This is a genomic window from Clostridium culturomicium, assembly GCF_000821305.1.
Classification (GTDB): Bacteria; Bacillota; Clostridia; order Clostridiales; family Clostridiaceae; genus Clostridium_J; species Clostridium_J culturomicium.
The window spans coordinates 56,045-80,162 of the sequence record NZ_CCXK01000017.1 but is presented as its reverse complement, the minus strand read 5'-3'; the positions used below and the strand labels follow the sequence as shown (position 1 = coordinate 80,162).

General features: G+C 33.2%; 20 protein-coding genes. 1 reads left to right on the top strand and 19 read right to left on the bottom strand.

The annotated features are described in order from the left end of the window. Positions 1–43: 43 nt before the first annotated feature. The 8 genes from pepF to BN1075_RS12905 all read right to left on the bottom strand — a co-directional run bounded on the left by pepF (position 44) and on the right by BN1075_RS12905 (position 10,180). On the bottom strand, positions 44–1,855 hold the full coding sequence (gene pepF, locus BN1075_RS12940) for an oligoendopeptidase F (RefSeq protein ID WP_040193652.1): 1,812 nt from the start codon (positions 1,853–1,855) through the stop codon (positions 44–46). A 266-nt stretch (positions 1,856–2,121) separates the two neighbouring features. Then, complete coding sequence (locus BN1075_RS12935) at positions 2,122–2,790, bottom strand: nitrite/sulfite reductase domain-containing protein (RefSeq protein WP_040193651.1); 669 nt, start codon at positions 2,788–2,790, stop codon at positions 2,122–2,124. Positions 2,791–2,804: 14 nt separating this feature from the next. Further along, positions 2,805–4,463, bottom strand: coding sequence for a hydroxylamine reductase (gene hcp / locus BN1075_RS12930; RefSeq protein WP_040193650.1), 1,659 nt, complete (start codon positions 4,461–4,463; stop codon positions 2,805–2,807). 204 nt (positions 4,464–4,667) lie between these two features. After that, positions 4,668–6,992 carry a bifunctional glutamate--cysteine ligase GshA/glutathione synthetase GshB gene (gene gshAB / locus BN1075_RS12925; RefSeq protein WP_040193649.1) on the bottom strand — a complete coding sequence of 775 codons (2,325 nt, stop codon included), beginning with the start codon at positions 6,990–6,992 and terminating at the stop codon, positions 4,668–4,670. Next, positions 6,982–8,304 carry an MATE family efflux transporter gene (locus BN1075_RS12920; protein ID WP_040193648.1) on the bottom strand — a complete coding sequence of 441 codons (1,323 nt, stop codon included), beginning with the start codon at positions 8,302–8,304 and terminating at the stop codon, positions 6,982–6,984. Before BN1075_RS12920 ends, gshAB begins: the two co-directional genes overlap by 11 nt. A 247-nt stretch (positions 8,305–8,551) precedes the next feature. After that, on the bottom strand, positions 8,552–8,956 hold the full coding sequence (locus tag BN1075_RS12915; protein WP_040193647.1) for an arsenate reductase ArsC: 405 nt from the start codon (positions 8,954–8,956) through the stop codon (positions 8,552–8,554). 135 nt (positions 8,957–9,091) lie between these two features. Beyond that, complete coding sequence (locus BN1075_RS12910; protein ID WP_040193645.1) at positions 9,092–9,409, bottom strand: ArsR/SmtB family transcription factor; 318 nt, start codon at positions 9,407–9,409, stop codon at positions 9,092–9,094. Positions 9,410–9,595: 186 nt separating this feature from the next. After that, entirely contained in the window at positions 9,596–10,180 is a 585-nt protein-coding gene (locus BN1075_RS12905; protein ID WP_148315511.1) for a GNAT family N-acetyltransferase, read from the bottom strand. Between the two features lie 352 nt (positions 10,181–10,532). Between BN1075_RS12905 and BN1075_RS12900 the strand changes: the two genes are divergently transcribed. Further along, a complete protein-coding gene (locus BN1075_RS12900) occupies positions 10,533–11,090 on the top strand; it encodes a DUF6512 family protein (protein ID WP_040193642.1) in 558 nt (185 codons plus the stop codon). A 249-nt stretch (positions 11,091–11,339) separates the two neighbouring features. Here BN1075_RS12900 and BN1075_RS12895 read toward each other — a convergent pair whose 3' ends face one another. The 11 genes from BN1075_RS12895 to BN1075_RS12845 all read right to left on the bottom strand — a co-directional run bounded on the left by BN1075_RS12895 (position 11,340) and on the right by BN1075_RS12845 (position 23,807). After that, positions 11,340–12,023 (bottom strand): hypothetical protein, encoded by a 684-nt coding sequence (locus BN1075_RS12895; protein ID WP_040193640.1) that lies wholly within the window; start codon positions 12,021–12,023, stop codon positions 11,340–11,342. 513 nt (positions 12,024–12,536) lie between these two features. Further along, positions 12,537–13,553, bottom strand: a complete 1,017-nt coding sequence (locus tag BN1075_RS12890; RefSeq protein ID WP_040193638.1) for a LacI family DNA-binding transcriptional regulator — start codon at positions 13,551–13,553, stop codon at positions 12,537–12,539. A gap of 254 nt (positions 13,554–13,807) precedes the next feature. After that, a complete protein-coding gene (locus BN1075_RS12885) occupies positions 13,808–14,716 on the bottom strand; it encodes a ribokinase (RefSeq protein ID WP_040195146.1) in 909 nt (302 codons plus the stop codon). A gap of 55 nt (positions 14,717–14,771) precedes the next feature. Next, positions 14,772–15,929: a M20 family metallopeptidase gene (locus BN1075_RS12880; RefSeq protein WP_040193637.1), complete on the bottom strand. Its 1,158-nt coding sequence runs from the start codon at positions 15,927–15,929 to the stop codon at positions 14,772–14,774. A gap of 14 nt (positions 15,930–15,943) precedes the next feature. Next, positions 15,944–16,690, bottom strand: a complete 747-nt coding sequence (locus BN1075_RS12875; protein ID WP_040193635.1) for a glutamine amidotransferase — start codon at positions 16,688–16,690, stop codon at positions 15,944–15,946. Positions 16,691–16,715: 25 nt separating this feature from the next. Continuing rightward, a complete protein-coding gene (locus tag BN1075_RS12870; RefSeq protein ID WP_040193634.1) occupies positions 16,716–17,990 on the bottom strand; it encodes a M20 family metallopeptidase in 1,275 nt (424 codons plus the stop codon). A 36-nt stretch (positions 17,991–18,026) separates the two neighbouring features. Beyond that, the gene (locus BN1075_RS12865) at positions 18,027–18,962 is read right to left on the bottom strand and encodes a nucleoside hydrolase (RefSeq protein WP_040193633.1); all 936 of its coding nucleotides are present in this window, start codon (positions 18,960–18,962) and stop codon (positions 18,027–18,029) included. Positions 18,963–18,964: 2 nt separating this feature from the next. Next, positions 18,965–19,918, bottom strand: a complete 954-nt coding sequence (locus BN1075_RS12860; protein ID WP_040193632.1) for an ABC transporter permease — start codon at positions 19,916–19,918, stop codon at positions 18,965–18,967. A 14-nt stretch (positions 19,919–19,932) separates the two neighbouring features. Continuing rightward, a complete protein-coding gene (locus BN1075_RS12855) occupies positions 19,933–20,997 on the bottom strand; it encodes an ABC transporter permease (RefSeq protein WP_040193631.1) in 1,065 nt (354 codons plus the stop codon). Beyond that, positions 20,994–22,529 (bottom strand): ABC transporter ATP-binding protein, encoded by a 1,536-nt coding sequence (locus BN1075_RS12850; protein ID WP_404988881.1) that lies wholly within the window; start codon positions 22,527–22,529, stop codon positions 20,994–20,996. Before BN1075_RS12850 ends, BN1075_RS12855 begins: the two co-directional genes overlap by 4 nt. A gap of 219 nt (positions 22,530–22,748) precedes the next feature. Continuing rightward, positions 22,749–23,807, bottom strand: coding sequence for a BMP family ABC transporter substrate-binding protein (locus BN1075_RS12845; protein WP_040193629.1), 1,059 nt, complete (start codon positions 23,805–23,807; stop codon positions 22,749–22,751). Positions 23,808–24,118: the final 311 nt, after the last annotated feature.

Genomic DNA, 24,118 nt, shown 5'->3' with positions numbered 1-24,118 from the left:
AAAAGACTGAGCAAAAGCTCAGTCTGATTAGTTTTCAATTCTACTACTTTCCTTCAATTTCCTCAGTAAGCTTCACAATTTCATCAATAATGCTTCCTATATACTCAATGGTATCAAGAAGAGGTTTATCTGTAGTTATATCCACCCCTGCCATTTTTGCAAGTTCAACAGGAGATTTAGTTCCACCTGCTTTAAGAACCTCTCTCCAATCCTCAATGGCTGGCTGTCCCTCTTTTAAAATTCTCTTGCTCACTTCTGTACCAATTGTGAGTCCAGCACTATAAGTATAGGAGTAAAGTCCCATATAATAATGTGGCTGTCTCATCCAAGTAAGTTCAGCACCTTCATTAATCTTAACATCCTCACCCCAGAACTTTTCAAGAACCTCTCTCTTTATTCTGCTAAGAGTTTCAGCTTGAACACTTCCACCAGCATCGATGATTTTATATACTTCTCTTTGATAAGCAGCTTCTAAAAGGTGAGTAACAAAGTTATGATAGTAGGTGTTTGAAATCATTGAAGATAACACCCATCTTCTAAATCTTTTATCTTCATTAGTTTTTATAAGATAATTTGCCATAAGAAGTTCATTCATGGTTGATGGTGCTTCAACAAAATAAGTTGAAACATCTGTATCAAATATATTTTGTGCTTCATTACAGAAGCTAAAGTGTCCTGCATGACCAAGCTCATGAGCTAAGGTAAACACCTCTGACATCTTTTCACTCCAAGATAATAAAATAAATGGATGACTTCCATAAGGCGATGCACAGAATCCACCTGTTGATTTGCCTTTATTTTGAGCAAAATCAACCCATCTTTCACTATAAGCTCTTTTAACTAATTCTAAATAATCTTCACCAAGTATAGCTAAGGCATCCTCAATATAATTTTTGGATTCTTCAACTGAAACCTCTGGGTCATATTCTGAATCTACTGCAATTTTCAAATCTGCGAAAGTCATTTCCTCAAGACCATGAATCTTTTTAAGAAGTCTTGCATACTTTCTCATATGAGGTGCAAGCTTTTCTGTAATTAAATCTATCTGTCTATTGTATAAATCTCGTCCAACCTGTTGTGGGAAAAGAAGACTGTCAATAACTGAATCAAAACCCCTTAAGGTTGCCATTGTCTTTTCCTTTTGAACTTGAAGCTGATATGCAGCAGCAGTGGTGTTTTCATATTCCTTTAACTTATCAGAAAAAGCTTTAAACGCAGCTCTTCTAACAACTGGATCTTTTTCATACTCGTAATTATTTTCAAAAAGAGCATATCCTAATGGATAAGTTTTCCCATTAACTTCAAAGGTTTTAAAATCCATATCAGCATGTTTTGCCTGCTCATAGATTTTATACGGTCCCTCCATGGTTTCTGATAATGCTGCTAAAACTCTTTCAACCTCTGGATGAAGAACATGAGCTTTATTTCTTATTTTCTCTTTTAAGAAATTGCTATTTTCCTTAGATAAATTAATTGCTTCCTCCAAAACCTTTTCATCAGCTTCAATAATTTCACTATTTATGAAGCTAAGTTTACTTTCGATTTCAGAAAATAAATTCATTACCTTAAAAGCTTTATCTTGATTTTCATTATTGGTATAGTCCACTGATACTGCAAGTTGTACATACTCCACTGTTAAACCTATGATTTTATACAATTCCTTAAGCTCATCCAAGCAGCTATTGATGCTTTCCGCAGTGTTTAATTTTCCTTTATATCGTCCTTCAATACTGTCAGATAACTCTTTCATCTTTTTCACATCATCTTGGAATGCTTCTTCTGTTGCGTAGATTGCACTCAAGTCCCAAGTAAGAGCTTGATCTACATCCTTTCTTGCAAGCAATGCCTTTGCCATTAAAATTCCCCCTTCATCATGTAACATATTTCCTATTATAAGCTTTATTAATGATCTTTACCATATAATAACATTTTATTTTTAATAATAATTCATATGCTTCAACTTTAATATAAAAATAGAAAACTTGAAATTGTTATAACACAACTTCAAGTTTTCTTGTGTAAATAGAATTTAAATTCTATTTTAAATTCTATAAGTTAAAGGATTTTTTTAATTAAGAATTGCTAAACTTAATTTTTCTACATATGATATACCCTTTTTAATCATTCTTCCTTTAAATCTCTCAAAACATCTTCTCTAAATTTATCTATGCTTATTCTATCTACAAAATCTCCAAGTTTTTCACCCATTTGAGCATTTTCATTATAATAATTTAATATGCTCTTTACCATCAGAAAAGCTTCCTTTTCTGATAAACCTTTTATTAAAATATCCGAACTGCGTGGATTATGTCCTGCACTCCCACCTACTGTAATAAAAAACTTTCCATCCACATCAACTAAAACTCCAAGATCTTTAGCGTAAACACTTGTGCATGCATTTTTACACCCACAAACACCTATTTTAGTTCTACATGGTAAGTCCATGCCATGAAAATTCTTGCTTATTTTCATACCGATTCCTATGGTAGGATATTTAGATCTCTTACAATAGTTGGCAGGACATATCTCAACATTTTTTAAAGAGTTTTGATTTCTTACAGCCGGCTCCATCCCTAGTTCATCCCATATATCAGCTAGATCCTCTTCCTTTAAATTTGTTATTAAAATTCTCTGACCAGAGGTTAGCTTTAAAACACCCTTGTATTTTTTTGCAACCTCACCTATTTTAATAAGATCCTCTGGAGTTATAAAACCACCTGGTATATGAGGAGTTATTCCATAGGTCCTCTTTCCATTTTTAATCTTTTGTAGATTTCCATGACCACTCATTTATATTTACCTTCTTATTTTACAGGAACCTCTAAGCAGGCTGCCAAATCCTTTTCTGGTGTGCTTATAGGTTTGATATCAAAGGTATCAACTAGATATTGAAGTACATTTGGACTTAAAAATGCTGGTAAGGATGGTCCAAGATATATTCCTTTTACACCTAAGGATAATAGTGCCAATAGGTCTGCAACTGCTTTCTGTTCATACCAAGATAGTATTATTGAAAGTGGTAAACAGTTCACATCTGTGTCAAAGGCATCTGCGAGTGCTAAGGCTATCCTGACAGCTGAATAAGCATCATTACATTGTCCAACATCTAAAAGTCTTGGAAGCCCTTCAAGTTCTCCAAAGTTTAACTTATTAAATCTATATTTACCACAAGCTAGTGTAAGTATAATACAATCCTTTGGAACTTTCTTTGCAAAGTTTGTATAGTAGTTTCTTCCAGGTCTTGCTCCATCACAGCCTCCTATTAAAAAGAAGTGTCTTAGCTTTCCTGATTTAACTGCATCAATAATAGCTGGAGCATTGCTTAAGGTAGCATGATGTCCAAAGCCCACTAATATTTCCTTTGGCTCTTGATCTTCTTCAAATCCACCAAGCTCTAGTGCTTTATTTATTATTTCACTAAAGTCTTTTTCTCCAGTTTCAGTTTTTCCTATATATTTTACGCCTTCCCAGCCAACCACGCTAGTTGTAAAAATTCTATCCTTGTAGGAATCTCTAGGCTTCATAAGACAATTGGTAGTCATTAATATACAGCCTGGAATATTATCAAATTCCTTCTGTTGGTCTTGCCATGCACCGCCAAAGTTTCCAACTAAATGAGGATACTTATTAAGCTCTGGATAACCATGACAAGGAATCATTTCACCATGGGTATATACATTTATTCCTTTGCCTTCTGTTTGCTTTAATATCATTTCTAAATCTTTTAAATCATGTCCAGAAACTATTATAAATGGACCCTTTTTATAGTGAACATTTACTTTATGAGGTGCTGGATTTTTATATACTGTGGTGTTTGCTTCATCTAATTTCTGCATAACAGCAACACTCATATCCCCTGTCTTTAAGGTTAAAGTAATTAAGTCTTCTACTGTTAATTTATCATCACAAGTTGCTGCTAATGCCTTGAAATAAAATTCATCTACCTCATCATTATAGTACCCAAGCTCTCTAGCTTGATGACCATAAGCTGAAATTCCCTTTAATCCATAAATGATAGTTTGTCTTAAGGAACGTATATCTGGATCTAAAGTTTGGTCGTACATTATTCCAGCCTTTTTTGCATCCTCTAACATTCCATCTAGGGTATCACTTAAATTATATGCTGCCTGCTCACAACAATCTTCACAGCTTGACACTTTGCTTCTTAAATCTTGTTTTATTTCTTGAGATTTTCTTAGCATTTTTTCATGAGCATCACGATCAAAGTTAACATTTGTAAGGGTTGTAAATAATGAATTTTCAACAAAACTTACAATCTCCTTATTTATCTTCTCACCTTTTTTTATTAACTCCTTTGCATAACAGGAAATGCCCTTGGCCTGATATACAAGTAAATCTTGAAGGGCTGCAATTTCAGGGGTTTTCCCACAGACTCCAACTTTTGTACACCCTTTTCCCCCCGCGGTTTGTTCACATTGATAGCAAAACATAGGATAATCCATTCTACCCTCTCCATTCAAAGTATTTTAGTATTAGCTTTACCATATGAACTTTAAATATTACTATGAAATTACAATTATATATGTTTATAACTAAGTTAATACTATCAAACTTTTATCTGAGTTTATTTTCTAATCCTTCTTAAATCAGACCTTAATTTAATTATTTTTAACCTATCTATCATCTGTATGTCTATCTATATATATCTATATAAGCTCTAACAACTTTAATATAGCTTTTGCTATCTCTCTTTCTTTACCTATATAGGGATATGAATGAATATGAATTGCTGGGTTAAAGTTTAATTCTATTATTCCATAGCTGGAATTCTTATCATCATAGTCTTTTATTATCATATCCACTCCACAGATTTTAGCTCCAACTGCCTTTGCTGCATCAACTGCAATCTTTTTAAACTTCTCTGGTATGCCATCGGTAAAATCCACACTATCTCCACCTGTACTTATATTGGAATTTTCTCGTAGATAAACAACCTCACCATCTTTAGGTATATAAGATACAGTCTTATTACTTTGCTTTAAAAACAGGTCAACATTATCATCTAAATTAATCTTCTCTAAAGGTGTTTTATAACCTCTGCCCCTAAGTGGATTCATATTTTTCTCTGCAACTAATTCTGTTATGGTTCTACTTCCATCACCCACAACATTAGCTGGAACCCTATGAAGTATTCCAGCCACAGCGTCTCCTATAACTAAAAATCTATATTCCTTACCTTCAATAAACTCTTCAACAAGTACAGTTCTATCATATTTAAATGCAATATTTAAAGCCTTTTCTATATCTTCTTTTTTACTGCCTTCATTAAATATACTAATTCCAAGTCCAAAGTTTGTTGACTTTGGCTTTATAACTATAGGCTTATTGATAAATTTATCTGCATTATTCATAGCCGTTTCTATATCATGAAATTCCATACCTGAAGGTATTCTTATTCCAGCTTTTTCAAGGATCTTCTTAGTTACAACCTTATTTTCCATCATTAGCACTGAAATATAATTATCTTTAGATGTTTTAGTTGCTTGTTTCACATATTCAACCTTATTGTTTTTCTCAAGAGAAATAAAATTATCACTTTCATCAATAATTTCTACCTTTATTCCTCTTTTTATAGCTTCTTTTAATAAAATTTGAGTTGAAAGCTCCATATCTTCATACCCAATATATCTAAATCTATTATTAAAGGCATCCTTTTTATATCCTTTAGATAAACTCATATAAGCTTCAACAAAGCCTTCGTTTTTAACCTTTTCTATAATTTTATATGAGTAGGTTAATTTATAATTTTTAACTTTTTCAATCATTAAATCTATAATATTTTCTTTTCCTAAAGAAAGTTCATTATTTATAAGTTTAATTTCCTCTAAAATATCCAATGACCAAGCTTCCCTTTTAATAGCTTCACCATTTAACTTTAAATCAATATTCTCATGACCATATCTAGCTATTAAGTTTTGATTTTCATCAGCTTCCTCTTGCCACTTTTCATAATTTTGCTCTTCCCTTAATAGCAAGAAAATGTTAAATACCTGAAGGAACTTTAAGTCATCAAGGCTGACACCACACTTGTCAAAAGGATTTATATCTATGCTTCTGTATTCTAAATAATTAATACCATCAATCTCTATTGATTCTAGGAGATTATTATTATCCTTTGCTTTTAGCCTAACGGAACTATATAATTCTTTATGACTTTCAATTATACCATTTTCAATATATTCATTTATGCTTTTAACATATCCAGCAGCAGATGAATAATCTGGATACAAGTCAACTTTGTTTTTGTACCCACATTCACTATTTCTATAAGATACAGCTCCCTCATTTGAAAAGGCTCCATCCGCAACTTCCTCTAATTGACGTACACACTCCTTTGTATAACTCTCATGTATTACTCCTGTGCCACCTAGCAAATATAAGATTAACCATCTATATCTAAGATAATTCCTAGCCATTTTCAAGTATATGTCGTCTTTAAACTGTTTAAATTCAATTTCTTCATTGTTATTTTCATAAAGCCTTTTAATCATTTCTTCATTAAATGAAAAATTATAGTGAATTCCAGATATCAATTGTTTCTTGCCACCATACTTTTTCATCAGCAGTTCTCTATATGACCTAGCTTCATATCCTGCCTGGGAATCTTCATTATAAGTTACAATTGGAATTTCTTTATCACTTGGTATTATACATGGCATAGATTGAGACCATATATACTCATCTTCTTTAATATCAAGGACTACAATGTTATAAAGATTACTTAAAAAATTATATGTTTTCTCACAACTATTAAATGCAGGCGTAATTAACTCTATTTGACTTTCTGAAAAATCAGTAGTTATATAGGGATTTGAAATCTTGTCTCCGAATATCTCTGGATGCTTTTCAAAGGATAAAACTCCATTACTATCAACCCTTAACCCTTCTCTCTCCAGTCCAAAGTCGCCGCATAATAAATGTTTATCTAAATATGTTAGTTCTTTCACTTGCATTAATAAATCACTCTTCATTAGCATATCCCCCTTTTATATTAATCCTATAAAGTAAATAAGCAACGGTTCCTTTTAATATACTTGATAAAGCTATACTCCACCAAACACCATCTATTCCCATATATCTAATTAATATTAAAGCCATGGGAATTCTTAAAGCCGTAAAAATAATACTAATAGTGGCTGGAATTTTAGGTTTTCCTATTCCAGTGAATAATCCATTGGATACCATTTCTATGGTGCTAAAGATTTGTGATACTGCTACTATTCTTAAATATCCACTAGCTATTAAAATCGTTGATTCATCCCTGATAAATAGTTTTACAAATATCTCTGGTATAAATATAAACATTAAAGCTGTCGCTAAAGAATATATTATTCCTATTATTAATGAACTATTATATCCTTCAACGATTCTTCTATATTTCTTAGCCCCAAAGTTTTGACCTACAAAGCTTGAAATTGCACCATTTAACCCTCCAATTACCATAAATATTATGGATTCTATTTGAAGCCCTATCTTCTGAGCAGCAATAGCATTTGAACCAAAACTAGCTATTATTCTTGCTAACATTATATTTACCAAAGTAAAGAGAATTCTTTGAAATGACATAGGAAATCCTAACCTAATTATCTCCGCTGCCTTTTCTTTATTTATCCCAACCTGAAAATTAAACTTAAATATCTCTCTATATTTGATCATAAATATTATGAACATAACTAGATTTGCTAATAATGAAGCTGTTGCTGCTCCAACAACACCCATTTTAAATACATAAATAAATATTGGGTCAAAAATTATGTTAAGTACAATTCCTGTGGCACTAATCTTTAATGCTGATTTATTATTTCCATAACTATTAAGGACCCTAGTATATAAAAGATTAAAAAATGTAAAAAACATCATAGGGGCACTCATTGCTAAATACCAATATGCATTGTTTTCAACTGTAGCATTGTTAAGATTCAGAAATCCAATAAGGTTTTTCCCTAAAAAAATTAACGCTAAGCTATAAACCAAAGCTAAAATTAAGTTTATAAAAGATGCTGCATTTATATATTCCCTTACCGCTTCTTCCTTTTTAGCACCTATAGCATGAGAAGTTTTAATTCCTGCTCCTATTACCACTAAAGCATTAATAGAATATCCTAGTCCGAGAAAAAAACTGGAGGAACCTATACTTGCTACTGCATCACTACCAAGCCCTCCAACCCATAGCATATCAATTAAATTATATGTAAATTGTAATAATGAACTTCCCATTATAGGTAATGCCAATGCTATTATTACTGACATAACCTTTCCCTTAGTCATATCTACTTTCTTCATTTATTTCACCTCTCTTGATCAAATTTTTAACCATTCAACTCTATTTTTCCTAAGCTTTATCGTCTTTTATTCCATATCTAATTTAATAGCTAGAATTTTATCTACGTCTTATATTCTTAAATTAACGAATATCTTTAATAAAACTACAGACATAACCAACTGCCTTACTTTGATTATGTCTGTTTATTTTAATAAAAACTAATTTGATTATGCCTGTTTATTTCAATAAAAAATTATTATCGTAATTTTAAATCTTGTTTGATTTTATTCTTTCTGTTAAGTCCTTTATTTTTTCTTCAATAGATTTTGCAGTCTTAATAAATTCTTCTTCTGATTTTCCTGTAGGGTCTTCTAAGCCCCAATCCTCAATATGCTCTGCACTTAAATGTGGACATACAACATTGCAGCCCATTTTTACAACAACATCAACCTCTGGAATATCTGATAATAATTTTGACTTTTGAGTTTCATTCATATCAACTCCATATAAATCCTTTATAACCCTTACTGCATCTTGATTGATTTGTGGCTTTGTCTCAGTACCTGCTGAATAACTTTCAAACACATCACTTCCGTAAATTTTTCCTAATGCCTCTGCCATTTGTGACCTGCATGAATTATGAACACAAATAAATGCTACCTTCTTTTTCATCCTAAATTCCTCCTACTTCTTATCTCCATAATTTTCTACTAAATAACCTGTTCTATTAGGTTTACTTTTCATCTGTAAATGCATTTATAAATCTAAATGTATCGATATGTACTTCAATAATAAAACCACCTCATTTTAGATGGTTTTGTTATTACATTCACAATTTTCCTGAGAATCTATATTTGTATATAAATCTATAAGATTTTTTGCTGCATCTACCCCTGGTTTATTAATAGAATAATGAGACCACTTACCTTCTTTTCTTGCCACTACTATTCCTGAATCACACAATATCTTCATATGATGGGATAATGTAGACTGCCCGATTTTCAGCTCTTCTAATAACTTACAAGCACATTTTTCTCCACTTTTTAAAAGCTCCAAAATACATAATCTCGTCTCATCACAGAAAGCTTTAAACACTTTAGTATTAGCTGCATGATTGTTTGGCACATCCTCACCTCATATCTATATTTATCGATATATTAATATTACACTTTATAAATCCCTGTGTCAATATCTTTAATTATAACTGGTACAGCCTGTGTTTTACAAATTCAAATAAGCCAGCTTCTTTTGTTTCACCAAATCTATCTCTTACATTTCTTGGCTAAAATTCAGTATATATTATTTATTAACTTACTTCGCCCAACAAGACTTTGGTGGTTCCTCATCTTTTCCTAATGGTATTACCACATCGTAGCGATTTTCTGAATACAATTCTTTATGTAATTTCATTATATCTTCTATATTTATTAAATTTATTACATCCTTTGTTCCACCTATCAATGCCTGCCATCTTAAACCGCAAGTTGCCATTTCATAAACAGGTATAAAATCATTTCGTTTATAAAAATTGATTCTTCTTTCTCTTATATGATTTTCTTCTAGCGCTCCCCCCTCCATAGGAAGTTCTGATTCTAAAACTATAGGTATCTCATTGTAATACTCTTTAAGCATTCCCAATATTTTACCTCCAACACCTTTGTTTCTGTATCTTTTAGTCACGCCTAAGTAATCAAGGAGTAATAAATTTACCCCCTTATTTTTAGCAATGGTTGCATAACCGACCATATTTTCTTCATTAAATAATTCTTGAGATTCATCCAATTGAAATACCCCAAGCACTTCATATTCTTCCTGCTCTATAAGTTTTAATATTACTTCCAAAGGCTTTCTTTCCTGCTCAACAAAAGTCGTTACAAGCTCCTTTTTATACCACATCTCCACTTGCCTTTTATTTAGTTCGCGAATCCTCATCTCCATTTCTCCTTTAACAACTATATTAACACTTTCTGTACTCCAAACTTATCATATAATTTCTCACTATTAATCTACCTATTATTAAGTATATTATCATTATAAATATAAAATAAGTATAAATATACCTAAAATAACAAACTATTCTTCTCAAAGCTTTTGATATAATAAAAAAATAACTTTAATCATTCCATATAATTTTGTTTAAAGGGTGCAAAAATACCCATATACTTATAATTTTTTTTTATTTTAATTTATAATTACCTCTTGTTATGAATAATAATATCTTATAATAAATACTTATTAGGAGATTATTATGAACTCAACTAAAACCAATAAAACAACCTATTGGACACTCCTCGGCATTCCAATTATCTTTATTCTTGGTTCTATTTTTCACTTTCTTTATGAACTTACAGGAAAATTAAATTTTGTGGCCCTAATTGCTCCAATTAACGAAAGCATCTGGGAGCATACTAAACTAGCCCTTTTCCCAATGCTTTGCTGGTGGCTACTTTGGTATTTAGTCCGCGGGAAAAAATTAGGAGTCAATGGTAACAATTGGTTTGTTGCCGCCTTCGTTGCAACTATATCAGTACCAATACTTATTGTCTTATTTTACTATACCTATACTGGAGGCTTTAATATTCACTCCCCATCCATGGACATTACTTCCTTTTTCATCAGTGTTGCTGTAGCTCAACTTTTCGGACTTTATGTTTATAAACATGGTAATTTTACAGACACAGCTTATACGGTAGTTATAATTTTAATAGTTTTATTAATTCTAATGTATATTACCTTGACCTTGAATCCTCCACACCTTCCACTATTTATGGATAACACTAGCGGACTCTATGGACTTCCTCGATAAATAATTTTCACTAATATCATTCTAGCTCTTATTATAAATAATAATACTACTAAGTTAGTTTTATAAAAAAGAGTAGATATATTTGTTTTTACACAAATCTATCTACTCTTCATAAACTTACCTATACTTACTTTAAGCTTGTTCTAATGAACTACAACAACATCAAAACTGGTGCTTTTCAAAATAGCGTTAAGATAAATATGATAATACTAAGACATTCTCTTAATCACGTCTACATTTTTATTAGCACTATTGATTCCATTGGTTCCATTGACACCATTGATTCCATGCATCCCATTGGTTTCCGCCTGACCAAACGCCTTCATTACAAGGTCTTTCACATCTGTCTTCGTCTCTACGAGGTCTTCCACAAGTTTCTTGTAACAACCTTCTGCTTTCTACTTCTGCACCCCTATTTAATCTACATAATATATCTGTAACAGATTCATTGCCTCTACGTCTGCATAATTCTCTACAAGTCCTTCTTAGAATTGCTGCACTAGCTTCCTCTGCCTGTCTATTCAATCTACATAATATATCTGTAGGAGATTCATTTCTTCTGCCGCCTCTGTTAAGGTTCCTGAAGTCTTCACAAGCTTCTCTTAAAATTCTTTCACTTGCTTCTTCTGCTGCTCTATTTGCTCTACATAATAAGTCAGTAGTTGATTCATTTTCTCTGCATCTTCTTCTATTAAACTCTTCGCAAGCTTCTCCTAGTACTCTTCCACTTCTTCTTTCAGATTCTCTAACAGTTCTGCATAATCTATCTGTAGGAGATTCTCTTCTTTCTCTATTTCTATCGCAGTCTCTATCTCTATCTCTGTCTCTATCACATTCGCATTTATCTTCGAATCTTTCTTCTCTACAAGAGTCATTACGTAAGCCGTCTCTAAAATTTTCATCAAAATTTAGATTTTCTCTTTCATTAGACATATTATATATTCACCATTCCTTTATTCTTATTCAAACACATTTATGCAATTAGCGCTACAAAGTGTATAAATTTCTATATTTTCATATAGGAATTTACTTACTATAACACTATTTTCTATTTAATTTAAAGCGCAAAGTTAAAGTTTTCTTTGAAACATTTAACCTTATACGATATCATATGCTGACATATATTTAATGTTAATATTTTTTATATAAGATTTTAAAAAAATATTCTATAATTCAATGTGATTTCATTAACACTTTATGACATAAATAATTTTATAAGGTTATTTCAATATTAAAGGTGCACATACTAATCTTGATTGGTACTACTAAAACTCCTGATTCTAATCAACTTTGATGCCTTATACCTACTTCATAGTCACCCTTTTTTCATGGAAATCTCTTTTCCATTAATATATTTTCTCAAAACCCATTTACTAACACTAAAAAACACCACAACTTTTTAATAATCTGTGGTGTTTTATAGATTACTATATTAACATTTAAAAATCATTCAAATTTCCTTGTGCTACTCCTCACAATCAATTCAGGCTGATAAACAAACTGCTCTTCAGGCCTCTTCTTATTTTTTATAGCTTCTATTAATATCTCTGTAGCCTTAACTCCCATTTCATACACTGGCTGTTTTATAGTCGTTAAAGGTGCTTCTAATATTTTTGAAAAGTAAATATCATCATATCCAACTACAGAAAAATCCTTTGGTATTGATACGCCATTCTTTTTTGCTTCAATATAAAGTCCATAAGCAGTCATATCGTTAAAGGCAAACACAGCAGTGCACTTTGTTTTCATTAACCACGGAAAAGCAGCAGCACCGCTTTCCATATTATATCTTCCTTCAAACACTAATTTAGAATCATACTTAATTCCTGCTTCTTTTAAGGCTTTTTTATATCCCTTTAATCGTTCTAAAACATCATCTAAATGTAAAGGACCTGTTATACAAGCAATCTTTTTATGTCCCATTTCAATGAGATGCTTTGTTGCATAATATCCCCCCATAAGGTGGTCAACACCAATATAAGAGGTATGTAACTTTTTAAAATATCTATCTATTATTACAAAAGACATATCCTGTTCCTTCATTAAATTACAACTGTCTATTGCATTCTTTAAGGTTGAATCTCCGGCCATACCATAGATGATCCCGTCTACACCTTTATCTACAAGCATATTGATATAATCTAAGTCACATTTATGCATATTATTAGTGTTACACAATATCATATTACACCCATTTTCCCTGCAGATATCCTCAACGCCTTTAGCCAATGTTGAGAAGAACGGATTGCTTACATCCGATACTATAAGTCCTAAGGTATCTGTTCTTTTTTTTACCAAACTCACCGCTAATTGATTAGGTCTATAACCTAATCTTTGGGCAGCCTCCAATATGATTTGCTTAGTACCTTCTGGAATTTTGCTAGGCTTATTATTTAAAACTAAGGAAACTGTTGTCACCGAAAACCCAGTATCTGCTGCAATATCTTTTAATGTTGCTTTCATACTTTCACCACTCACTTCATTAATTCTCTGCCATATTATACCACGATATTTATTAATTTCATATTTTCTATATTGTCATGTTCAATACCTTCCATTTTCATTATAGCTTATAAAAATAGACCTAGAAAATATAATATATCTTCTAGGTCATAAAGCCGTACAACTTAATCATTTATATCTTATTTACGTTAATTTTTATATTATCAAATAACCTATTTACATTAAATGCCATTATTCACTTTATATAAGTGTCTTTACTTATCACCATTGCTCCAATTATGCCCCACCACTTCCTCCAAGGTTGGAATGGAAACACTGGCTCCATTTCTGGTTACTGAAATCGCCGAAGCCTTCGCAGCTATTTCCAGAGAATCCTCTACCCCTTTATTTGATACCAATGCTCCAATAAAGAATCCAGTAAAGGTATCTCCTGCAGCCGTTGTATCTACAGCTTTCACCTTAAATATAGGCTGATGATATATTTTTTCAGAGTCCTTATAAATAGATCCCTTTTCTCCAAGAGTAAGAACTATCTTAGACTCTGGAAATAATCCATGAAGCTTTTCAATTAACTCACTGCCTTCTAATCCATGACCATCACATATATCTGCAGCTTCAATTTCATTTAATATAAAGTAATCTACATACTCTAGTGGATAATCCATAATTTCTCTACTAATAGGGGATGGATTAAATACCACCTTCATTCCTTTTTTATGAGCTGACTCCATTATATATGGTAGCTCACTAATTTCATTTTGAAGAATTATATAATCTCCTTGTTGAAAATTTCCCAAAGTGAAAGCTACATCCTCTTTGGTAATCATATGATTTGCTCCCCCATGAAGCAATATACAATTCTCACCTGATTTAACTTTTTGAATTATAGCATGTCCACTTTTACTATTTTTTCTATTTATAAGATTTATTCTAACTCCAGCTGCTGCTAAGGTGTCTAGGAGCATTTTAGAATCATCAAACCCCACAGCACCTCCATGCCAGACTTCAATTCCACTTCTGCTTAGAGCTATAGATTGATTTAAACCCTTTCCTCCACAGAAGGTTTCCATATTAAGTGAACCTTGAGTTTCTCCTGCACGGACAAAGTGATCCACATCATATACGTAATCTATATTAAGAGACCCTAAATTTAGTACCTTCATTCCTATCACCTCTGTGTATCCTCATCTGCAATTATCACAAATGATTTTCTGCATCTTAAAATATATTTAATAAAGTATCAATTGATTTATAATACTTTTCCATATCTACCCATTCATTAGGCTTATGTGCCTCGCTAGGTTCACCAGCTCCAAATAAAAGCACTGGTAAATCCTTATCTTGTCTCGCTAAAATTGATCCATCTGTAAAATAATTAATTCCAATATACTTTGGTTTATCGCCACTATTAAGTAAATTCTCTTCGAATCTTTTCAACCATAGATTATCTTTAGAAATTTCAATTGCAATTCTGGAATTTAAAACCTTACTGCTATATTGAAGCTTCATTTCTCTTCCTTTATTAAACTTTTCAACAATATATAATAATTTTTCTTCTATCATTGATAAGCTTAGCTGTGGCACTACTCTTATATCCAAAATAAATTTACACTTATCTGGTGTCATGTTATTTGCCACTCCACCGTCAATGCCAGTAATCTGCATTGTTGATTCCCCAAGAATTTCATGATTAAAAGAACTAATATATTCCTTTAATTCACTTATTATCTGAAATCCTGATTCAACTGCATTAAGCCCTTCTTTTGGATAAGCTCCATGGCTTGTTTTACCTTCTATGTGAAGTTCAATCCATATGCATCCCTTTTGAGCAACCCCTAGATTACAGCCAGTAGGTTCCCCTATCAATAAAAGTTGTCCTCTTTTAATAAAATCATATTTTTTTAATATACCCTCAGCACCTAAACCACCCTTTTCCTCATCACAGGTTCCAATAAAGTATATTGTTTTTTGTGGCTTTTCCGTTCTTTTCTTCAACTGACATAATGCATATACCATGGCTGCAAGACCACTCTTCATATCACTTGCTCCACGTCCATATACTCTGTTATCAATTTCCACAGGTAACTCTGGATTAGTTAACCACTCCTGAAGATTACCATATGGAACGGTATCTAAGTGACCGTTCCATATAATACATCTATCTTCTTCCTGACCTTGAACCTTGGCAATAACATTAGAATGTGTCTCATCTATGCACTGAACCTCTGCTTCAACGTCATTTCTATTTAAATAATCACAGATGAACTGAGCAATGATGCCCTCGTTGTCTTTTCTATTGACACTTGGAATTGATAAAACCTTTAGGAGAATATCTAAGGCTTCTTGTTTTTTTATAATATCCATCATCCTAGTCATCTAACCTTCCTAAATTACTTATTAATAACCCAGTTAACAATACCCTGCCATAACTTATTGTAGTATTCCCAGTTACAGAATTCTGGTGGTGCCCAATGAGGAGCACAGTCAGAGGTAAATACCGCACTTCTTCCGCTGCCATATTTACCAAAGGCAATGAATGGATCTCCCTCAACAGTTACTGCAACCTCTGCTTCTGGTTTAGCAATTGTTTTATTATAACCTAATACATTGGGCCACTGTGTTGGAATTCCCTCAATAGCTTCATGATTTGCAACTGTTACAGGAAGAACTCCTTCGCAGTGTTCCATTCTGTCATCTACAGTTAAAACTTCAACTGGAAGAACTTCTTGAACTGCTGTATCATGCCATTTTCCCTTTGCATCAACTCCTGAGAAAGTTAGGTATCCCCCAACCATTACAAGACCACCGCCATCTAAAACATAATCACGGATTAAGTTACACCTATTTGGCATTTTTATACTTTTTGTGAAAGTAGGTACTGGTAATAATATTGTGTTCGCTCCAATATCTGAAAGAATAACACAGTCATACTCTTTTAACTCTTCCATTGTGAATGGAAACTTTTCTGGTGCTATATGATTTGGAAGAAAGTCAACTTCATATCCTGCTTCCTCTAAAGCAGCTTTAAGCCACTTTTCTCCTGTTTCATAAACTGATGTGTAAAAACTATCAAATCCTTTAACGTGAGTTGTATAACTCATCCACGATTCCCCTGCTAATAATATCTTTTTGCTCATAATTATTCCTCCTAAAACTCTTTAATTATTGTTGATTCCAATTCATAATCATCTGTGCATAAATCAAAATCGCATTCAAGTATTGGTCTATAGAAACATATTCATTAACTGAATGACACTGTTCTAAGTCGCCTGGTCCAAACTGTATTGTTGGACATCCAGCCATGTTCTTCCAAATTCTCGAGTCACAACCTGCTGGAGACCCAACCACCTTAACAGCTTTATTATTAACCGCTTCATAGGACTTCTTAAAGGTATTCACAAAGTCATGGTTTTCTTCCATTTCAAAGGCTCCACCACTTTGATACATGGTAATTGAAGGTCTGTGTTCTTTAAGCCATAAATCACTATCTGCAATTCTGTTCACTGCTCCTTCAAATTCACTAATTACCTGTTCCATGGTCATTACCTGTGGAAGATAGTGGATACAAGTTGAAAAACTACATTCACCTGGCACTGTAGAACCTGCAGTACCTCCATTTATCACACCCACATTTAAGTTTGGTGCTGGCAGAAGTGGATGCTTATAAGTAAGAAGCCATCTGTGCTCAACTTCATTTAATTCATTAATTATCTTAATTGCTTTGTCAATGGCGCTGACTCCAAGCCATTTTCCACCTGAGTGATTTGCCTTTCCTTTAATATCCACCTTGAAAAATACAAATCCCATATGCGCTAAGATAAGCTCATCATTAGTAGGCTCACAAACCACAACACCATCAGCCTTTAAGCCATTCATGGCTGCAAGGATTGAACCATTTCCACCACCTTCTTCATCACAAACGGAGCTGATTATAACCTCAACTGGAAGTTCCATTCCAGCATCCTTTATAAGCTTCACAGCCAAGGTTGCTGCCATTAATCCACTCTTCATATCTGCTGCTCCCAAACCATAAAGCTTGTTTTCAATGATAACTGGAGTGTGAGGCTCAGTATTCCACTGAGATAATTCCCCAGGTGGCATGGTATCTATATGTCCGTTAAACATAAGGGTTTTTCTGCTTTTACCTTTAAAGTGACCATATAAATTGAATCTCCCCTCATAATTGTGTCCCCTATTTCCCTCATGATGTTTTTCCAAAGAGTCCTCAATTACTTCTTCCTTCATTGGATCTTCAGTTATTTCATCTGCTCCAAGTGATTGAAAAAGTTCCTTCATGTATTCTTGTCCCTTTTTCTCAAGGCCACCGCCAATTCCATGTCCAATTACTTGAGTATCAATAGCAATTAAGTCACTTAAATATTTAATATATTCTTCTTTATTTTTTTCTAAGGTTTCCCTTAATATATTTTCCTTCATTTCATCTACCTCAAAACTCATATTAATTATCTATGATTATTGGTAATTACGAATTCCTTGTTCTATGATATCCCAAAACTTCTCTACATCTATATCCACAGCTACATTGCTATTAGCTTCCTTCTTGTTGTAATTAAAGAATTCGCAGTTAGTTCTTCCATAGCTTGATGTGCTTCTTATATCAATTTCAGTATTCATTGCCTTTAAAGTTACCACTGATGGATCTATAAGGTATGCAATGGTTACTGGATCATGAAGCGGACCGCCTTCCCATCCAAAGACTTCTTTTTGACTTTTATTGAAATGTCTCATTAAATCTACAAATAATTGAGAAGCTTTATTTTTTATTTTATCCATTCGTTCAACTACTTGAGGAACACATAAAACTTTTCTAGTTACATCTAAACCCATCATAGTTATTGGTCTCCCGCTGGTAAAGCATACAAAAGCTGCATCAGCATCTGCTATTATGTTAAACTCTGCAGCAGGTGTAACATTCCCTAGTCCCATGGAACCACCCATTAAAACAATTTCCTGAATTTTAGGTATAATTCTTGGCTCCATTCTCATTGCCATGGCAAGATTTGTCATTGGACCAGTTGTAACTACAGTAATGTCACCATCTGATTCCATTAAGGTATCAATGATGTAATTAACTCCATGCTTATCCTCAGCTCTTCTTGTAAGCTCCTCAAATATTGGACCATCTAAGCCTGTTTTTCCGTGAATATCATCTGCAATCATTTGTCTATGTCTAATCATTGGTTGTCCACAACCGCCATGAACTGGTACGTCAATGTTCAAGTGCTGACAAACATTTAGAGCATTTCTTACAGTTTTTTCAATGGTCTGATTTCCAGCCACCACTGTAATTCCTAATAAATCAATATATGGACTTTTTCCTGCCAGCATAATTGCTATGGCATCATCATGTCCTGGATCACAATCTAAAATTATTTTTCTTTTCTCCATTGTTATACCTCCACTTTTACATTCTTTGCTTCTACTAAAGAGCTCTTGCGCCTTTTCTCCATTGACTTCTTAGAAATCATAGAAATTGAAAGAACTACAACAGTAACTACGTATGGCATTAATAATACAAACTGAGATGGTACTCCATAAGCTTGTAATCTTGCCCCTATTGAGTCAGTTAATCCAAATACTAAACATCCTATAGTTGTTAGCACTGGATGGGCACCTCCAAAGTACATTGCCGCAACTCCCATAAATCCACGGGCATTTGTCATATTCTCTGTAAACAGATTACTATATCCAAGGGATAAGTGAGCACCAGCTAATCCTCCGATTAAACCAGATATTAATATTGCTTGATATTTCATTCCATTAACATTGATTCCTGCTGTTTGAGCAGCCATTGGAAATTGACCTACTGCACGTAAATGTAATCCCCATTTAGTTTTATAGAAAACAAAGGTTATAACGATAATTAAAACTATTACAAACCATTCAGTAATACTCCAGTTATTAAATATATCGTTTAATATTGGAATATTATCTAAAAATGCTAGATGTACCCTCGGTATTGCTTTAATAGCAGGGTCAGTAAAAGTACCACTTTTTCCTAAAACACTATTAAGTAAAAATTTTGTTATTGCAAGGGCAAACATGTTAATACCCATACCAATTGCACAAATTTCTGCTTTATATTTTATGTGAGCAACAGCCATAATCCATGCCATGAAAAGCCCTGCCAGCATTGCAGCTAAGATACCCAAAGCCCAACTTCCTGTAAGATAACTAACTGCAACTCCTGTAAAAGCACCAGTCAGCATAATTCCTTCTGTTCCGATATTTAAAATATCAGCCTGTTGAGTTATTGCTGCACATAAGGCAGCATATATAATCGGTGTGGCGGAACGAAAGGTAGCATAAATCAACGAAACACTAAAAATACTACTAAAATCCATATGCTAACTCCCCCTTAAGCTTCACTTTCTATTTTTTCTACTTTGTCAACTTTACCAGCTTTTTTCTTCTTTGCTTTGCCAGTGAATTGGAATAAAAGTTCCATAGTTGCAATGATAATAAATACTGCAGTTATTGTATCAACGATAGATTTTGGAACACCTGTGCTTTGCTGCATTCCCATAGCTCCTGATTTTAATATAGCTAGGAAGAATGCCATAATTGCTGCGAACACTGGATTTCCCTTAGCAATAAGAGCAGCTAGCATTCCGTTAGTACCAAGACCAACTGCAAAGTTATTTAAGAAGAATCCATGCACCCCTAAAACCTCAATACAGCCTGCTATCCCTCCAAGAGCTCCACTAATCATCATACTTTTTATAAATACTTTTTTAGGATTGATTCCCACATACTCTGCATGCTTTGGATTTGTTCCAACAGTTCTTAATTTATATCCAAAGGATGTTTTTTTCATCATCCAGATCATACCGATAGTAACTATAATTGCTATAAATAAACCAATGTTAACACTACTTGGTTTCATAAACTGAGTTAACTTAACAGTTACAGGCAGTGACTGTGCATTGGCAACCCCAGCACTCATTGGTCCACTAACAAGATAGGAGGTAATATAAAGTGCAACACTGTTCATTAAAATAGTTACACAAACCTCACTTACATTGTAATAAGCCTTTAAAATTGCAGGGATAAATGCCCATGCAGCTGCAACCACAATTGCTCCCACAAAGCAGGCAACAAGTAACAGTGGCTTTGGAAGAAAGGTCCAGTATATACCAATATATGCAGCAGCAATTCCTCCTAAAAATACTTCACCCTCAACCCCTACGTTGAATGCTCCAGCCTTAGATGCTACTACAAAGGCCATTGTGGTTAATAGCAGTGGAGTAAAGCTGGCTAAGGTAGTTCCAAATTTCAGCTTTCCTTTAAAAGCTCCTCTTAGAAGTGCTGCATATGCTTCAATTGGATTTTCCCCTATTAAAAGAATAAATAGAGCACCAATACCTAATGCCAGTAACATGGTTAATAAAATTTTTCTAGCACTTTTTAAGGTTGAATTCATTGAACATCTTCTCCTTTCTCTCCTAGCTCTTTTCCACCCATCATTAGTAATCCTAGGTTTTCTTCATTAGCTTCATCTGCACTCATTTCCCCAGTAATTTTTCCCTCGTGCATAACAACAATTCTATCTGAAAGAGACATTACTTCCTCTAAATCTGCAGAAATCAAAAGAACTCCAAGTCCCTTAGCTTTAACCTCTTGTATAATGCTTCTTATAGATTCTATTGCTCCAATATCTACACCCCTTGTAGGCTGTGATGCAATTAAAAGCTTTCCTCCATCTTCAACCTCTCTAGCAACGACTATCTTTTGAGCATTTCCACCTGATAAAGCACTGGCAGCAATCTTTGTATCTCTTGGCCTTATATCAAATTTTTCAGCCAGTCTGTCAGCATACTCCTTCATTTTGTTGGTGTTAAGTATTACTCCTTTAGAAAATTTACTATCCACATTAGTTGCAATTAAATTCTCTGCTATACTAAGTTCTCTATTTAATCCTCTTGTATTTCTATCCTCAGGAATGTATGTAACACCAGCTTGTCTAACTTGCTTTGGATTTAAATTTGTAATATCCTTATTTTCTAAAAGTACCTGTCCTCTTTCAACCTTTCTAAGACCTACAAGAGACTCAATAAACTCACTCTGTCCATTTCCATCAATCCCAGCAACTCCAACTATTTCTCCTCTTTTAACTTCTAGGGATATACCTCTTATTTTTGATATTTCCTTTTCCCCAGATGTCCATAGGTCATTAACCTTTAAAAGAACCTCTCCTGTTTCTGTGTACTTCTTCTTGATATTTAAGAATACCTCTCTCCCTATCATCATCTTTGCAAGTTCCCTTGGTGAGGTATCCTTTTTATCAACGGAGCCAATATATTCCCCTTGTCTCATAACGCTTATTCTATCCGAAATCTCCATTACCTCATCAAGCTTATGAGAGATAAATACGATAGACTTTCCATCTTCTCTTAATTTATCTAAAATCTTAAATAAGCTCTTTGCTTCCTGTGGCGTTAATACTGCCGTTGGTTCGTCAAGAATAATGATGTTTGCTCCTCTAGTTAAGACCTTAATAATCTCAACTCTTTGAGCCTCTCCAACGGAAATTTGATTGATTTTCTTATGCAATTGAATATCCATTCCATATTGATCGATATATTGTTGTACATTTTCTTTTGCTTTAGTAAAATCTATCTTTAATCCCCTTTGTGGCTCAAACCCAAGAATGATATTTTCCAAAACGGTTAAATCATCAACTAGCATAAATTCCTGATGAACCATTCCTATTCCCTTTTCAATTGCTAGCTTCGGATTTAAATTTCTTACTATCTCATCATTAATTGTTATTGCTCCAGCATCGATGTCATACATACCATATAATAATTTCATCATGGTTGATTTCCCAGCACCATTTTCTCCAATAAGGGAGTGAATCTCTCCCTTTCTTAAGTTAAAGTTTCCATCCTTAACAGCTTTAACTTCACCGAAAGATTTTTTAATATTTTTCATTTCAATAACATATTGACTCAAACTATCACCTTCTTATCTTCAAAAGTTCACTTTTAATAACTTTTTCAATTCCAATAATTATTGATTCACTTAAATTTGGTAATAGAAAACCTCTTACACTCTTTATAGTAAAAATCTATATACTTATTAAAGAATTAAGAGGTTTTCTTGTATTGATATTGTTTACAGGGTTTTGAAACAACTTATGACAATAATTTTGCTTGATTAGCCTTAAAAAAATTATTTATTTTGGCCAAATCCAGGGTAGTTTTCTACGACGATTTCACCGCTAACAATTTTCTCTTCGATTTCTTTTAACTTATCCATGATGTCTTGTGGGAATTTGTCTCCAACAGCATCTTTGAATACGCTGAAATCAGTTAAACTAACTCCACCATCAGTAAGAGTTAAATAGGAAGTTGTGTTACCTTTAAAAGTTCCTTCAACCACTGATTGAATTGCTAAGTAACAAGCGTTATCAACTCTCTTCATCATTGAAGTTATAACTGAGCCTGGTTGATCGTTATCTTGGTTTAGGTCAACTCCGATAGCATATTTACCAGCTTCTTTAGCTCCTTCAAGGATACCAGGACCAGTACCAGAAGCTACGTTCATAACAATATCAGCGCCTTGCTCATATTGTGCTAATGCTAACTCTTTTCCTTTTAATGGGTCGTTCCAAGTTCCAGCGAAAGATTGTAATACTTTTATGTTTGGATTGATGTATTTAGCACCTTGCTCATATCCAGTAAAGAAGTCATGTAGAACTGGAATATCCATTCCACCTACCCAGCCAATGATTTCTTTATCATTGATTCCTTCTATTTCGGTATGTGTAGTAAATAATGCTGCTGCTGCACCAGCTAAAAATGAACCTTGGTTTTGAGCAAAGCTTATAGATACTATATTGTCACCTTCAACAGTTGTATCTATAATCGCAAACTTCGTGTCAGGATAATTTGCAGCGTGCTCTTTTAAGTATTCCTCTAAGTTAGAAGAAGAACAGATAACTAAATCATATCCATCTTCACAAACTGATAGGAAGTTAGCTTCCCATTCTTCAGCAGTTGTACCTTCAAGATTTTTGATCTCAACACCAAAATCTTTTTTAGCTTTCATTGCACCTTCGTTACAAGAGTCATTATAAGACTTGTCCCCTAAGTTTCCTGTGTAAACTATGGCAACCTTTATTTTAGAATCACCACTGCCAGAATCTCCTGAGTCATTTTTGCTTCCACAGCCAACTAATCCAAATATCATTAAGCAGGCTAAAGCAATACAAAGTAACCTCTTTTTCATAACTTTCCCCTCTTTCAATAAATTAAATAAACTTATTTGTAAAACGATTACTTTAAACAATTAAGTAAAACGTTTTACCTTATATTTTGATTTTAACCTCATCATATAATCGTGTCAATATTTAGAATTTTTTCTCTATACAGACTTATTTACAATAAAATATTTTTATTTCAATGTTTAGTAAAACGTTTTACTAAAAGATTTTTCCACACACAAACTCTTGAAATAACTAATGTTGTGGAAACTTTGGAAATATTATTAATTACTGTATTTATGTTGATTTTTACTAAAACTCCTGCTATTTTTATGGA